General features: G+C 73.4%; 14 protein-coding genes and 1 pseudogene. 10 read left to right on the forward strand and 5 right to left on the reverse strand.

Annotation, left to right across the window (positions count from 1 at the left end; all coding sequences use genetic code 11):
* The first annotated feature begins 32 nt into the window (after nucleotides 1–32).
* The 7 genes from radA (at nucleotide 33) to ACYVJE_RS03015 (ending at nucleotide 6948) form a co-directional block, all read left to right on the forward strand.
* Entirely contained in the window at nucleotides 33–1433 is a 1401-nt protein-coding gene (gene radA, locus ACYVJE_RS02985; protein ID WP_461143127.1) for a DNA repair protein RadA, read from the forward strand.
* A gap of 22 nt (nucleotides 1434–1455) precedes the next feature.
* The gene (locus tag ACYVJE_RS02990) at nucleotides 1456–1959 is read left to right on the forward strand and encodes a beta-class carbonic anhydrase (protein WP_459158051.1); all 504 of its coding nucleotides are present in this window, start codon (nucleotides 1456–1458) and stop codon (nucleotides 1957–1959) included.
* Nucleotides 1960–2033: 74 nt separating this feature from the next.
* Nucleotides 2034–2855 carry an HhH-GPD family protein gene (locus ACYVJE_RS02995; protein WP_461143162.1) on the forward strand — a complete coding sequence of 274 codons (822 nt, stop codon included), beginning with the start codon at nucleotides 2034–2036 and terminating at the stop codon, nucleotides 2853–2855.
* 26 nt (nucleotides 2856–2881) lie between these two features.
* Complete coding sequence (locus ACYVJE_RS03000; protein ID WP_461143128.1) at nucleotides 2882–3388, forward strand: 2'-5' RNA ligase family protein; 507 nt, start codon at nucleotides 2882–2884, stop codon at nucleotides 3386–3388.
* Between the two features lie 366 nt (nucleotides 3389–3754).
* Nucleotides 3755–4501 (forward strand): ATP-binding cassette domain-containing protein, encoded by a 747-nt coding sequence (locus tag ACYVJE_RS03005; RefSeq protein WP_461143129.1) that lies wholly within the window; start codon nucleotides 3755–3757, stop codon nucleotides 4499–4501.
* Entirely contained in the window at nucleotides 4498–6438 is a 1941-nt protein-coding gene (locus ACYVJE_RS03010) for a YhgE/Pip family protein (RefSeq protein ID WP_461143130.1), read from the forward strand. The genes ACYVJE_RS03005 and ACYVJE_RS03010 overlap by 4 nt, the downstream gene beginning before the upstream one ends.
* A gap of 189 nt (nucleotides 6439–6627) precedes the next feature.
* Nucleotides 6628–6948 (forward strand): antibiotic biosynthesis monooxygenase family protein, encoded by a 321-nt coding sequence (locus ACYVJE_RS03015; RefSeq protein ID WP_461143131.1) that lies wholly within the window; start codon nucleotides 6628–6630, stop codon nucleotides 6946–6948.
* A gap of 6 nt (nucleotides 6949–6954) precedes the next feature.
* Here ACYVJE_RS03015 and ACYVJE_RS03020 read toward each other — a convergent pair whose 3' ends face one another.
* Entirely contained in the window at nucleotides 6955–7992 is a 1038-nt protein-coding gene (locus tag ACYVJE_RS03020) for an endonuclease/exonuclease/phosphatase family protein (protein ID WP_461143132.1), read from the reverse strand.
* Between the two features lie 167 nt (nucleotides 7993–8159).
* Between ACYVJE_RS03020 and ACYVJE_RS03025 the strand changes: the two genes are divergently transcribed.
* Complete coding sequence (locus tag ACYVJE_RS03025) at nucleotides 8160–9134, forward strand: ATP-binding cassette domain-containing protein (RefSeq protein WP_461143133.1); 975 nt, start codon at nucleotides 8160–8162, stop codon at nucleotides 9132–9134.
* The gene (locus tag ACYVJE_RS03030; protein WP_461143134.1) at nucleotides 9131–9958 is read left to right on the forward strand and encodes an ABC transporter permease; all 828 of its coding nucleotides are present in this window, start codon (nucleotides 9131–9133) and stop codon (nucleotides 9956–9958) included. The genes ACYVJE_RS03025 and ACYVJE_RS03030 overlap by 4 nt, the downstream gene beginning before the upstream one ends.
* Nucleotides 9959–10072: 114 nt before the next feature.
* Here ACYVJE_RS03030 and ACYVJE_RS03035 read toward each other — a convergent pair whose 3' ends face one another.
* Nucleotides 10073–11620, reverse strand: a complete 1548-nt coding sequence (locus ACYVJE_RS03035; RefSeq protein WP_461143135.1) for an SLC13 family permease — start codon at nucleotides 11618–11620, stop codon at nucleotides 10073–10075.
* Between the two features lie 297 nt (nucleotides 11621–11917).
* Between ACYVJE_RS03035 and ACYVJE_RS03040 the strand changes: the two genes are divergently transcribed.
* Nucleotides 11918–12682 carry a DedA family protein gene (locus ACYVJE_RS03040; RefSeq protein ID WP_461143136.1) on the forward strand — a complete coding sequence of 255 codons (765 nt, stop codon included), beginning with the start codon at nucleotides 11918–11920 and terminating at the stop codon, nucleotides 12680–12682.
* Between the two features lie 69 nt (nucleotides 12683–12751).
* Here ACYVJE_RS03040 and ACYVJE_RS03045 read toward each other — a convergent pair whose 3' ends face one another.
* The 3 genes and pseudogenes from ACYVJE_RS03045 to ACYVJE_RS03055 form a co-directional block, all read right to left on the reverse strand.
* Nucleotides 12752–13129: a type II toxin-antitoxin system death-on-curing family toxin gene (locus ACYVJE_RS03045; protein WP_461143137.1), complete on the reverse strand. Its 378-nt coding sequence runs from the start codon at nucleotides 13127–13129 to the stop codon at nucleotides 12752–12754.
* A complete protein-coding gene (locus tag ACYVJE_RS03050) occupies nucleotides 13126–13329 on the reverse strand; it encodes a DUF6290 family protein (protein ID WP_459158040.1) in 204 nt (67 codons plus the stop codon). The genes ACYVJE_RS03045 and ACYVJE_RS03050 overlap by 4 nt, the downstream gene beginning before the upstream one ends.
* Nucleotides 13330–13606: 277 nt before the next feature.
* Nucleotides 13607–14101: pseudogene (locus ACYVJE_RS03055) on the reverse strand (NDP-hexose 4-ketoreductase); the annotation flags it as partial.

The following is a 14101-nucleotide window of genomic DNA, read 5'->3' on the forward strand; positions in this document are numbered from 1 at the left end:
GGACCGTCGGTGCCGCCTACTAGTCTCGGGCCGTGCCACCGAAGAGCGCTCGCACCGCGCGCCCCGTGTACCGGTGCGCGGACTGCGGCCACGAGGTCGCGAAGTGGGTCGGCGTCTGCCCGTCCTGCCAGGCGTGGGGGACGATCGACGAGTCCCGCCCGGCCCGCGCGGAGACCAAGCAGGTCGCGGCGGGCGCGCCGAGCACCCCGGCGCGCCCAATCGCCGAGGTCGACCTGGAGTCGGCCCGCGCGGTCGCCAGCGGCATCGACGAGCTCGACCGCGTGCTCGGCGGCGGGATCGTGCCCGGTTCGGTCGTGCTGCTCGCCGGCGAGCCGGGCGTGGGCAAGTCCACCCTGCTGCTCGAGGTCGCGCACCGCTGGGCGGCCCAGGGCAGCTCACCCGCGCTGTACGTCACCGGCGAGGAATCGGCCGGCCAGGTGCGGCTGCGCGCCGAGCGCACCAGCTCGGTGCACCCCGAGCTCTTCCTCGGCGCCGAGAGCGACCTGTCCGGGGTGCTCGGGCACGTCGACGGCGTCGCCCCCGGGCTGCTCATCGTCGACTCGGTGCAGACGGTGCAGTCCTCCGAGACGGACGGGACACCGGGCGGAGTCACCCAGGTGCGCGCGGTGACCACCGCGCTGGTGGCGCTGGCGAAGGAGCGCGGCCTGCCCGTGGTCCTCGTCGGGCACGTCACCAAGGAGGGCGCGGTCGCCGGCCCGCGCGCGCTCGAGCACCTGGTGGACGTGGTGCTGCAGTTCGAGGGCGAGGAGCACTCGACGCTGCGCATGCTGCGGGGGGTGAAGAACCGCTTCGGCCCGGCCGACGAGATCGGCTGCTTCGAGCAGCAGGACGAGGGCATCGTCGAGGTGCGCGACCCGTCGGGCCTGTTCCTCAACCGGCAGGAGCTGCAGGTCGAGGGCACCGCGATCACCGTCATGGTCGAGGGCAAGCGCCCGCTGCTGGCCGAGGTCCAGGCGCTGACCACGGAGAGCCAGCTGAGCATGCCGCGGCGCAACGTCAGCGGGCTCGACTCGGCGCGCGTGTCGATGATGCTCGCCGTGCTCACCAAGCACGGCAACGTGCACACGGGCAACCACGACGTGTTCGCGGCGACCGTCGGCGGCACCAAGCTCTTCGAGCCCGCAGCGGACCTGGCCGTGGCGCTGGCGATCGCCTCCTCGCGCCGCGGGGTGCCGCTGCCGTCGAACCTCGTGGCGCTCGGCGAGGTCGGCCTCGCCGGCGAGATCCGCAAGGTCACCGCCCTGCGCCGCCGGCTCTCCGAGGCCGCGCGCATGGGCTTCACGCACGCCCTCGTGCCTTCGGGAGCGGGCAAACCGCCGGAGGGCATGCGGGTCACCGAAGTCGACGACATCCGGGGCGCGCTGCGCCGCCTGCGCCGCGCGGAGGCGGCCGAGCCCGACCGGGCATCGTGATCACAGTAGGAGGGCAACACCGATGAGCACCACTGACGAGCTGCTGCACCGCAACGCCTCCGCCCCCGCGGGGGATCCGACGCTGCCCGCCCCGCCCTCGCTGCGCGTGGCGATCCTGACCTGCATGGACTGCCGCATCGACGGCTACGCCACGTTCGGGCTGCGCCCGGGCGAGGCGCACGTGCTGCGCAACGCGGGCGGCGTCGTCACCGACGACGTCGTGCGCTCGCTGGCGGTGAGCCAGCGCAAGCTCGGCACCCGGGAGGTCATGGTCGTGCACCACACCGGGTGCGGGATGCTCGGCTTCACCGACGAGGACTTCGCCGCGGAGCTCGCCGCCGACGCCGGAGTCCGTCCACAGTGGAGCGCGCGCACCTACACCGACACCGCCGAGGACGTCCGCCGGTGCGTGCACGAGCTGCGGACGAGCCCGTTCCTGCTGCCCGAGATCGCGGTGCGCGGGTTCGTGCTGGACATCGAGAGCCTGCGCCTGACCGAGATCTCCACGGCTGGAGCCGAAGGTTGACCGCGACGCCCGCAACGGACCCGACGTTCGAACCGACCGAGCTCGTCGACTGGTTCGAGCGCAACGCCCGCCACCTGCCGTGGCGCGCGCCCGGCGTGACCGGCTGGGGCGTGCTGGTCAGCGAGACCATGCTGCAGCAGACGCCGGTCAACCGGGTGCGGCCGATCTGGGAGGAGTGGATGCGGCGCTGGCCGAAGCCCTCCGACCTGGCCGCGGAGAGCCCGGGCGAGGTGCTGCGCGCCTGGGGCAAGCTCGGCTACCCCCGCCGCGCGCAGCGCCTGCACGAGGCGGCGGGCCGGATCGCCGCCGAGCACGGCGACGTGGTTCCCGCCGATGTGGACGCGCTGCTGGCACTGCCCGGCATCGGCACGTACACGGCGCGGGCCGTGGCCGCGTTCGCCTACGGCCGCCGCGCGCCGGTGGTGGACACGAACGTGCGGCGCGTCGTCGCGCGCGCCGTGCACGGCGAGGGAGACGCGGCTCCGTCGGCGAGCAAGCGCGATCTGGACGACGTGGACGCGCTGCTGCCGCGCGACGACCGCACGGCGGCGCGGATGTCGGCGGCGCTGATGGAGCTGGGGCAGACGGTGTGCACCGCCCGTTCGCCGGCGTGCGAGATCTGCCCGGTCGCGCACGGCTGCGCCTGGGTGCACGCGGGCAAGCCGGAGTACGCGGGCCCGCCGAAGAAGGTGCAGAAGTTCGCCGGCACGGACCGGCAGGTGCGCGGCAGGCTGCTCGACGTGCTGCGCGGCGCCCCCGGACCGGTCGAGCGCTCCGCCCTGGACGCCGCGTGGTCCGAGCCGGGCCAGCGGGACCGCTGCCTGCACTCGCTGCTCGTGGACGGTCTGGTGGAGCAGACCGAGGACGGCCGCTTCGCCCTGCCCGGCGAGCGCTGAGGACGCGGCGAGCACCGAGGACGGGGATGGCCGACGCGCTGGAGCTGCTGCTCGACGAGACCGCGGAGGAGGCGGTCCGCTCGCTGCGGGGACGCCTCGTGGACGCGGGGGTGCCGGCGGGCGGCGGGCGCCCGCACGTGACGCTCGCCGTGGCCGGGTCGATCCCCGCGGCCGCGCGGCGCGCGCTGCGCTCCGAGCTCTCCGTGCTGGCGGTGCCGCAGCTGTGGCTGTACACGCTGGGCACGTTCCCCGATCCGGACAACGTGCTGCTGCTGGCGGCGGTGGTGGACACCGAGGTGCTCGCGCTGCACTCGGCGGTGCACGACGTGCTCGCCGGCAGGGTGCGCGCCCCCTCGGCGCACTACCTGCCGGGCGCGTGGATCCCGCACTGCACGCTCGCCCGCGGGCTGACGAGCGCGCAGCTGGCCGCCGGTGTCACCGCGCTGCACCCGGTGGAGCCGGTGCGCGCGGGCATCCGGGACGTCGCCGTGGTGGACACGCGCTCCGGGGAGCACGAGTCGCTGCGGGGTTAGGGAGTCCGCGGGCCGGCTGGTGCAGCGGGGCGGGCGGGGGAACGGGGCCTCGCTGCGGGATCCCCGACATCGGGCAGCCACCTGCTCCAGCTGCCCCGACCTCCCGCCCCGGACAGCGGTCCGATCGTCCGGTCTCATCCTTTCGGGTTCCTTCAGCAGCACGCCGGCCCCGGTTGCACCCCGCTGCGCACGGCGCGGTCGATACTCCACTGTGGAATGTTGCCGCCCGGAGCGCCTGCTGCCGCCCGCGCCCGGGCACTGCCGACTCCGCCCGGCACTGCCGCCCCTCCGGACGGCGTCCCGAGCACCGCGCCCGCAGCGGTGGCGGGCGCGGGCGCGCAGGTGCCACCCGGGGAGAGGAACGCGATGGAGATCGACGGGATCGCCGCCCTCGGACGCGGGCTCACCGCGAAGGGGCCGGAGGGCATCGTGTTCGCCAACGTCGACCTGCAGGTCCGGCCCGGTGATCTCACCGTGATCACCGGCCCGGGCGGCACCGGCCGCACCACGCTGCTGCTCGCGCTGTGCGGGCGGATGCGCCTCCTCGCCGGCCACCTGGAGGTCGCCGGGAAGATCCTGCCCTCCGGGGCGCGCGCGGTGCGCCGCCTGGTGCTCCCGGCGCGCGCCTCGCCCGGGTTCGAGCTGGAGCCGAACCACCGCGTCCGCGAGGCGGTGGCCGAGCACCGCTCGGTCAACCGGATCGCGGACGCGGACCTCGACCGGGCCTGCGAGCTGGTGGGGCTCGAGCTCACCCCGCGGGCGCTCATCCGCGAGCTGCCCGCGGTGGAGCGCACGCTGCTCGCGCTCGCGCTGTGCGCGTCCCGCCGGCCCGCCGGTCTCGTCCTCGACGACGTCGAAGCGGGACTGCCGCTCGGGCAGCGGGCGCGGGTGTGGGGCGCGCTGCACACGCTGACCCGCACGGGCATGACCGTCGTGGCCTCGGCCACCGACCCGCCCGCCACGCCGGTGGACGTGGTCCGCCTCCCCCCTCCCGCCGACGTGTTCGGCCCCGGCGGCGCGGACGAGCGCACCGAGGCGCCGGTCCCGGACGCCCGGCCGCGGGGCCGGCGGGGGGACACCGAGGTGCTGCCGACCGTCGAGGACCCCCGATGAAAGCGTTCACCCTCGCCCGGCTGGAGCTGCTCAGGTTCCGGGGACCGCTGCGGCGGCTCGTCCCGGTGGTGCTGGTCCTCGTGCCGCTGCTGTACGGCGCGCTGTACCTGTGGTCGAACTGGGACCCGTACGGGCGGTTGGACCGCATCCCGGTCGCGGTGGTCAACAACGACCGCCCGGTCGAGTACCGCGGCCAGGTCATCGACGCCGGCAACCAGTTCGTGGAGCAGCTCAAGATCAGCGACACGTTCGACTGGCACTTCGTGGACGGCGACCGGGCGCAGCGGGGCCTCCGGGACGGCACGTACTACTTCACGATCTCGGTGCCGCGCGATTTCAGCGCGAAGCTCGCCACCGCCGGCGAACCCGATCCGCAGCGGGCGCAGCTGCACATCACCAAGAACGACGCGAACGGCTACATCGCCGGGATCATGGCCGACACGGTCCGCTCGGAACTGCAGAACCAGGTCAACGCGGCCGCGCACACCAGCTACGCGCGGGCGCTGTACGGCGAGCTCGACCGCATCCGCGACCGGCTCAACACCGCTTCCGAGGCCACGCGCGGGCTCGTCGACGGCACGAACCTGGCTGAGCAGGGCACGAGCAACCTCAGCGAGGGCCTCGGCGACATCGTGGACGGCACCGGACGGCTCTCCGACGGGGTCAGCACCCTGGCCCGGGCGAGCAGGCAGCTCGACCAGCAGATGACCGAGCTGACCGACGCGGCCGCCGGGGAGCTGCCCCGCGCGGTGGACGCGATGGCGCGCACCACCGACACCGCGGCCAGCGGCATGTCGGCGGTCAAGCAGGCGACGGGAACGGTTCGGCCGCGGGCGCAGCAGTCCGCGGACGCGTTGGAGCGCCTCGGCCAGCGCCACCCGGAGCTGCGCGAGGACTCCGCCTACACCGCGGCGCTCGACCGGGCGCGCGAGGCCGCCGCGGCCGCGGCGCGCGCCGACGAGCGGGCCGCGCAGGGGCTGCGCGCCGCGCGGGGGGCCAACGAGCGCGCCGTCGCCATGCAGAACGGGATGGACCAGCTGCAGGCGAAGGTCCGCTCCGTGCGCGCCCCCGTCGACACGATGACGACCGGGACGTCGCAGCTGGCCGGAGGCATGCCCGGCATCGTCAGCGGTCTGCAGACGCTGCAGTCGCAGGCGCGGACGCTGCACACCGGGGCCCAGCAGATGAGCGAGAGCGCGCAGCGGCTGCACGAGCTGGTCACCGACAGCCTCGACCGCATCCCGCCGACGGACCCGTCGCAGGTGGCGCGGGCCGCGGACGTGCTGGGCTCGCCGACCACCATCGAGGAGCGGAACCTGAACCCGGCGCACGTGTACGGGCGCGGGCTCGCGCCGTTCTTCTTCGGCATCGCGCTGTGGGTGTTCGGCCTGTTCGCCTACCTGGTGCTGCAACCGTTCAACGCGCGCGCGCTGGCCGGGCGGGCCTCGGTCCTCTCGCTGGCGCTGGGCGGTTTCCTGCCCGCGGGGGCGCTGGGCGTGCTCGGCGGGATGGTCCTCTACACCGCGGTGGACTTCGGGCTCGGGCTGAACCCCGTGCACGCGGGGTGGACGATCGGCCTGGTGAGCCTGGCCGCGCTGGCGTTCGTCGCCATCGACCACTTCCTGCGCACCGCCTTCGGCGCGGTCGGCAAGCTGCTGTCGCTGGTGCTGCTCATCCTGCAGCTGACCGCCTCCGGGGGCCTGTACCCGATGGAGACCACCCCGGCCCCGTTCCAGGCGATCCACCCGTACCTGCCGATGACCTACCTCGTGGACGGCCTGCGGGTCACGATCTCCGGCGGGTTGACCGAGCACCTGGTGCGCGATCTCGTCGTGCTCGGCTGCGTGCTCGTGGTCTTCCTCGGGCTGACGACGCTGACCATGCTGCGGCGCCGGATGTGGACGCCGGGGCGGCTGCACCCGCAGATCGAGGTCTAGCAGGACATCGTCGGGTCGTTTTGCACGGGGGTTTACGCAGCGGGACCTCCCGCAGCGGGTTCGGCTGCGTGCGGCCCTCCGGTGCTGGCGCGCCGGCACGAGGAAGCTCACAGTCACCCGGCTGAACAACGTCCCCGGACATCACGTCTAGGCGGCGCAGGTGCCGCCGCGGGTGCGTAGTCTGGGGACATGGCAGTCGTGAAGATCAACGCGATCGAGGTGCCCGAGGGATCCGAGGCCGAGCTGGAGCGGCGCTTCAGCGAGCGCCAGGGCGCCGTGGACAACACCCCCGGCTTCCTCGGCTTCGAACTCCTGCGTCCCACCAAGGGCGACAACCGCTACTTCGTCTACACCAAGTGGGAGTCGGAGGAGCACTTCCAGCAGTGGTTCAACGGGCCGGGCAAGGAGGCCCACGCGACCGAGCACCGGTCCCCCGTCTCGAGCGGTGCCTCGCTGCTGGAGTTCGAGGTCGTGCTCACCTCCGGCCCGGGGGCGAGCGCCGAGGGCTGAGACCGCTCAGCCACCGCTGCCCGAGCGCGCCCCGGGGGCGCTGCCCGACCGCTCCCGGGTCAGGGACAGCTCGACCAGCAGCGCGCGGTGGTCCGTACCGGCGATGCGCTGCGCGCGGTAACCGGACGCGCTGACCGGCCCGCTGGTGAGCACGTGGTCGATCGTCACCGGCGGGGCGAGCCGCCCCACCGGCCAGGTCGGGACGAGGCCGTTGCCGGTGGCGGCACCGGCGTCCCGGTAGCCGCGGCCGAGCAGCTCGCGCAGCGGCGAGTGGTCCAGCGTCGCGTTGAAGTCCCCGGCGAGGACCAGCGGCACCCGTCCGCGCGCGGGCGGCGGCAGCGCGCCGAGGTCGCGGTTCCAGCGCGCGACCGTGCCCGCCCCCATCGGGTAGAGCGGGTGCACCGACACGAGGTCCACCTGCCTCCCACCGGGCATCCGGATCCGCGCGGCCGGGTGCGCCATCGTCGTCGCGCCGGCGAGGTCCCGCTCCCGCAGCGGGAACCGCGCGGCGATGCCGGATCCGCCGGCACCCGCGGCCGGGTGCCACACGCGGTGCGGCAGCGCCGAACGCAGCCCCGCGCGGTCCAACCGCCCGGCCAGCCGCGGGGTCAGCTCCTGCACCGCGAGCACGTCGACGTCCCCGGCCCGCACCGCGCGCACGATCCGCTCGGCTTCGGCGCGGCCGAAGAAGGCGTTGACGGTCAGCACCCGCAGTTCACCGGAGGCGGCCTCGCCAGCGGCGGCGTCGGGCGTGGAGTCGCCGGCCGCGGCGGTGTCGGGCACCGCGCGCGGGAGCACCGCGGCCAGCAGCAGCGCGGTGACCACGCCGAGCGCCGCGGCGCACGGCCACCGCCGCAGCAGCAGCGCAACGATCAGCAGCACCGCGCCGAGCAGCACCGCGTACTGGGTCAGCGCGGTCGCGGCCACCAGCCAGCGGCTCGCCGCGTCCCACCCGAGGCGGGGCGCGCCCAGCCACACCAGCAGGGCCGCGGCACCGGTCCACAGCACCGCGGTGGTGGTCCGCCCGCCCGCTGTTGCTCGCATGCCACCTCCCTACCACCCGTTCCGCGCGGCTCCGCCGGCGCGCTCGCCCCCGCCGCAGCGGGGTGCGCTTCGGGCGCCGGATCCGAAAAATCACGGGCGTTCACCGCCGGCGCCGTGGATACTCGGCGGTTGGGCGGACGCCCGCGGAGCACGACGAGGAGAGGGGCATGGACCACGCGATTCGCGCCCGAGGGCTGATCAAGCGCTTCGGCGCGCACACCGCGCTGTCGGGTGTGGACCTGGAGGTGCCCGCGGGCACGGTCCACGGGGTCCTCGGCCCGAACGGCGCGGGCAAGACCACCGCGGTGCGCATCCTGGTGACCCTGCTGCGGGCCGACGGCGGTTCCGCTTCGGTCGCCGGCTTCGACGTGGCGCGGCAGCCGTTCGCCGTCCGCGCGCGCATCGGGCTCACCGGCCAGTACGCCTCGGTCGACGAGGAGCTCACCGGCCGCGAGAACTTGGTGCTGCTGGGGCGCCTGCTGGAGATGCGGCGCCGGGACGCGCGGGCCCGCGCCCGCGAGCTGCTCGACCGGTTCGGGCTGGCCGAGGCGGGCGACCGCGCGCTGAAGACGTACTCGGGCGGCATGCGGCGCCGCCTGGACCTGGCTGCGAGCCTCGTGGCGCGACCGGAGGTGCTGTTCCTGGACGAGCCGACCACGGGGCTGGACCCGCGCAGCCGCAACCAGGTGTGGGACCTCGTGCGCGGGCTGACCGCCGACGGGGTCACGGTGCTGCTGACGACGCAGTACCTGGAGGAGGCGGATCAGCTGGCCGACCGCATCAGCGTGATCGACCACGGTTCCGTCGTCGCCGACGGGCGCGCTCCCGAGCTCAAGCAACGCGTCGGCGGTCAGACGCTGCAGGTGCGCCCCGCCGATCCGGCCGACATGCCGCGCGTGCGGCGGATCCTCGCCGAAGAGGTGCGCTCCGAACCGACCGCGCACGAGGAAACCGGCCTGCTGGCGGTGCCCGTCGACGACTCCTCCGTTCTGTCCACTGTGGTGCGAAGGCTCGACGACCAGGGGATCACCGCGAGCGAACTGGCGCTGCGACTGCCCAGTCTGGACGACGTGTTCCTGTCGATCACCGGCCGGCCGAGCACCGACGAGCACTCCGCTGAGGATTCGGGAGAGGCGGCATGACCAGCACGTTACAAGTCGATTCCCGCGCGGCGGCCGGGAACATGCCGTCCACGCGCCGGGTCGGCTTCCTCCGCGGACTGCGGCACGGGTTCACGCTGTCGTGGCGCAGCATCCTGAAGATCCGCAAGTCCCCGGAAGCGCTCATCGACGTCACGATCCAGCCGATCCTGTTCCTCGTGATGTTCGTGTACCTGTTCGGCGGGGCGATCACCGGGGACACGGGCGCCTACCTGCAGCGCACCCTGCCCGGCGTGCTGGCGATGAACATGGTCTTCGCCAGCCTCGGCACGGGCATGCAGCTGAACACCGACATCAGCAAGGGCGTGTTCGACCGCTTCCGCAGCCTGCCGATCGCGCGCAGCTCCCCGCTGGTCGGAGCCGTCCTCGGCGACATCTTCCGCTACCTGCTGTCCATCGCGGTACTGCTCGCCGTGGCCACCCTCATGGGCTTCCGGGTGCAGACGGGGCCGCTGGCCGTGCTCGGCGCCGTGGTCGTGGTCATCGCCTTCGCCCTGGCCATGTGCTGGATCACCGTGTTCCTGGGGATGCTGATCCGCAGCCAGCAGGCGCTGCCCGGCGTGGCCATGTCGTTCATGTTCCCGCTGACCATGGCCAGCAACGTGTTCGTACCCGCCGAAACCATGCCCGGGTGGCTGCAGGCGTGGGTCGACGTCAACCCGGTCACGCAGCTGGCCGACACGGCCCGCGGGCTCATGATCGGCGGCCCCGTGGCCGGCCCGCTCGGCGCGACCGCGGTGTGGATGCTCGGCATCGTGGCCGTGTTCCTCCCCCTGGCCATGTACGCCTACCGCAAGCGGGCATGAGCGACCTCCGCGGATCGGCCGACGCGGTGGACCTCCAACGGCGTCTCGCTCCGAGAGGAGCGCGCGAGGTCCTGTTACGGGAAGTCCGTGCGCAAACGACCTGACAAGGTTCGGCTACAGGGTGATGCCGAGGACGAGCAGCCCCAGCGTGTACACCACGGCGGGGATCAGCACGATCGCGGCCAGGTTCAGCCAGACGCCGGTGCGGACCATCTGCGGGATGGTCACGTAGCCGGAGCCGAAGACGATCGCGTTCGGCGGGGTGGCCACCGGCAGCATGAACGCGCAGCTCGCCGCGAGCGCGGCCGGGATGACCAGCAGCAGCGGGTCCAGCGACAACCCCAGCGCCACTCCCGCCAGGATCGGCAGGAACGTGGCCGCGGTGGCCGTGTTGCTGGTCATCTCCGTGAGCACGAGCACGGCCAGCGCGGCGATCACGACGAGCACCACGAGCGGCACTCCGCCGAACGCGCCGACCGTGTCGCCGATGAACGAGTCCAGCCCGCTGTCGGAGATCCCGCCGGACAGCGACAGCCCGCCGCCGAACAGCAGCAGCACCCCCCACGGCAGGTGCGCCGTCGAGGACCAGTCCAGGGCGAACACGCCGGAGCGGGGGTCGACGGGCAGCAGGAACAGCACCACGGCCGCGGTGATGCCGATGCCCGCGTCCGAGATGTTCAACCACGGCAGCAGCGCGTCCAGCGGTTCCCGCGTGATCCACAGCAGCGCGGTACAGGCGAAGACGACGAGGACGATCCGCTCACCGCGGGTCATCGGCCCCATGGTGTGCAGCTGCTCGCGGAACAGTTCCCGCCCGCCGGGGATCTCGCGCAGCGTCGTCCGGTACAGCACCCGGGTGAGCAGCAACCACCCGAGCAGGAGCAGCACCACCGACAGCGGCAGCCCGAACAGCATCCACTGGCCGAAGCCGATGTCGATGCCGTAGTTGTCGGACAGGAAACCGGCCATGAACAGGTTCGGCGGCGTGCCGATCAGCGTGGCCAGCGAGCCCATGCTCGTGGAGTAGGCGATCGCCAGCATCAGCGCGGTGGCGAACCGGCCCGCCCCCGGGTCGGACGGGTCGAAGCGGGGCGCGGAGTGGCCCTCCACCCGCTCGAAGACGAGCCGGAGCACCGACAGGCCGATCGGCAGCATCATCACGGCGGTGGCCGTGTTGCTGATCCACATGGACAGGAACGCGGTGGCGAGCATGAACCCGCCGATCACCCGGTTCGGCTTCGTCCCCACCGCCAGGACGGTGCGCAGCGCGATCCGCCGGTGCAGGCCCCAGCGCTGCATCGCCAGGGCGAGCATGAACCCGCCCATGAACAGGAAGATCGTGTCGCTGGCGTACGGCGAGGTCGCGTCCTCGACGTCCATGCCCGCCAGCGGCGGCAGCAGCGCGATGGGCAGCAGCGCGGTCGCCGCCAGCGGCATCGCCTCGGTCATCCACCACACGGCCATGAGCACGGCCAGCGCGGCCACTCCGCGGGCGTCGCCGCTGAGCCCGTCCGGCCCGGTCGGGAGCAGGAAGTACGCGGCGAGCGCCAGCGCGGGGCCGAGGAACCGCCCGATCCAGGCCCGCCGCGACACCCTCGCCGGCTCGAAGGTCTCCCCGATCTCCGGGCTGAACTGCGCGCCGGTCCCGCCTGGTCCGTTCATCGACGCTCCCTCGCAGTGGCCCACCGTGCGATACCGGACGATCTTCCGCCACGCCCGTCGTGGCCGCAAACGTTAACCGATCCGCCTGGTCTCGGGAACCGCTGCGCGCCGTGCGGGCCGGGGCGGGCGACACCACCGCGCGCGCCCGCCGTGGTGCGCATCACGCCGTCCGGGGCGGGGAGGTATCCCCAGGTCGGCACCAATCCGGACGATCGCGGCGCGCTCCGCTGGAACGATGGGTGCTGCCGGATGCCACGCGCCCGGGCCGCTGCGCCGTTCCCCGATCACGGAGCACCCATGGACTCGACCGTTCCGCTCGCCGCCGGCTCCGCCGGCGGGATCGCCGACCGGATCAACGGCGCGATGAGCGCGCTGGGGGCGCCCGGCGCGGGAGCCGCCATCGCGCTCGAGAACGTCTTCCCGCCGCTGCCGAGCGAGTTCGTCCTGCCGTTCGCCGGGTTCGCCGCCAGCCGGGGCGGGATGTCGCTGCTCGCGGCGATCGTGTGGACCACGGTCGGCTCGGTCGTCGGCGCCCTCGCGCTGTACTGGCTCGGCGCGAAGCTCGGGCGGGAGCGCACGCGGGCGCTGGTGCTGCGCCTGCCGCTGCTGAAGGAGTCCGACGTGGACCGCACGGAGGCGTGGTTCCACCGCCACGGCGGCAAAGCCGTGTTCTTCGGCCGGATGCTGCCGATGTTCCGCAGCCTCGTGTCCGTGCCCGCGGGTGTGGAGCGGATGCCGCTGCCGCTGTTCGTCCTGTTCACCGCCGGCGGCAGCGCCGCGTGGAACGCGGCGTTCATCCTGCTCGGCTACCGGCTCGGGGCGAGCTGGCACCTGGTCGAGCGCTACGCCGGCGCGTTCTCCCGCGCGGTCGTGCTCGCCGCCGCGGCCGCGCTCGTCGCGTTCGTCGTGCTGCGGCTGCGCCGCAACCGGGCGCAGGCGGAGGACCGGACTCACGCGGAGGAGGGGGCGCAGGCGCGGCGGCAGCCGGGGGCGAGCGCTCAGCTGCCCGCGCTCGGCGAGGCGGGCGAAGCGGGCGGCGAGCGGGACGAGCGGCCCCGCTGAGCAGCCCCGCGGCGCGTTCGCCGCACCGCCCGAGCAGCCGGGGTTCCGCGGCGCGGAGGTCGCGGCGGCTCACCGCTGCTGCACGGCCCCGGCGAGGCGTTCCGCCAGTGCGGCCACGTCGTCGAGCTCACCTGAGGCGACCGCGATGACCAGGTCATAGGCCTGATCGTTGTCGAACGTCAATCGCCACCCGTTGATACCGAGAAAAGCCAGTGTCGCGGCCAGGGAGAGGCGCTTGTTGCCGTCGACCAGGGCATGGTTGCGCGCGAGCGAGTGCAGCAAGGCCGCGGCCTTGTCGACGACGCGTGGATACGCTTCCCCACCGAAGGCGGTGGCCTGCGGTCGAGTCACTGCCGCTTGCAGCAGACCGACGTCGCGCACCGCGGGGCGGCCCCCCAGCGTGCGTTCGGCGACGTGGAACAGGTCCTCGAGGCCGAGGTAGATCACTGCGCGAGACGTTCCAACGCCTCGGCGTACCGCGGCAGCTCTTCATCGAGGACCTGGTCCAGCAAATCCACGCGGCTGTGGTTCTCGACGTACTCCCGCACGGCTTGCCGAGCCACTTCCTGCATCGAGCGGGATTCGAGATCGGCGCGCTGGCGCAGTGCTCGCGCTTCCTCGTCCGACAGTCGCAGCGTCATGGACATGCCACAACGGTATCACTCGCGATACCAGTGTTGCGGGGATGTTCAGCGCGAGCACCGGGGTTGCCGCACAGCACCTGCCGCCCGCGTCGCACGACCAGCCGGTTCCGCGGCGCGGAGGCCGCGACGGCTCACCGCTGCTGCACGGCCCCAGCGCTCCTGCCGCGGTGCCGAAAACCCCGTCGAACGCGCTGCGGCCCCCGCACCGCGCAGGTGCGGGGGCCGTCAGCAGGGGTGCCTCGCGCGTCCGCCCGTCAGCGGCGGAGGTGCGCTCCGCAGCTCACTCCTCGTTCTCCTCGTCGGAGGTGGTGCCCTCGGACTGCTCGTCCGAGGAGGAGCGGACGCCCACCGGCGGAGCGTCCGGGACGGCCGCGGGCTTGCTCTCGCCGCGGAAGGTGAAGGTGGCGTCCTCGTCGGAGCCTTCCCCGTCCCAGCCGTCCACGTCGATGACGACGATCTGGCCGGGGTCGATCTCGCCGAAGAGGATCTTCTCGGAGAGCTTGTCCTCGATCTCCCGCTGGATCGTGCGCCGCAGCGGCCGCGCACCCAGCACCGGATCGAACCCGCGGCGGCCCAGCAGGCTCTTGGCCTTGTCGGTCAGCTCCAGCGACATGTCCTTCGACTTGAGCGCCTTCTCCACCCGGCTGGTCAGCAGGTCCACCATCTGCACGATCTCGTCGCGCGTGAGCTGGTGGAACACGATCACGTCGTCGATGCGGTTGAGGAACTCCGGCCGGAAGTGCTTCTTCATCTCCTCGTTGACCTTGGACTTCAT

Source organism: Salinifilum aidingensis (assembly GCF_054782015.1).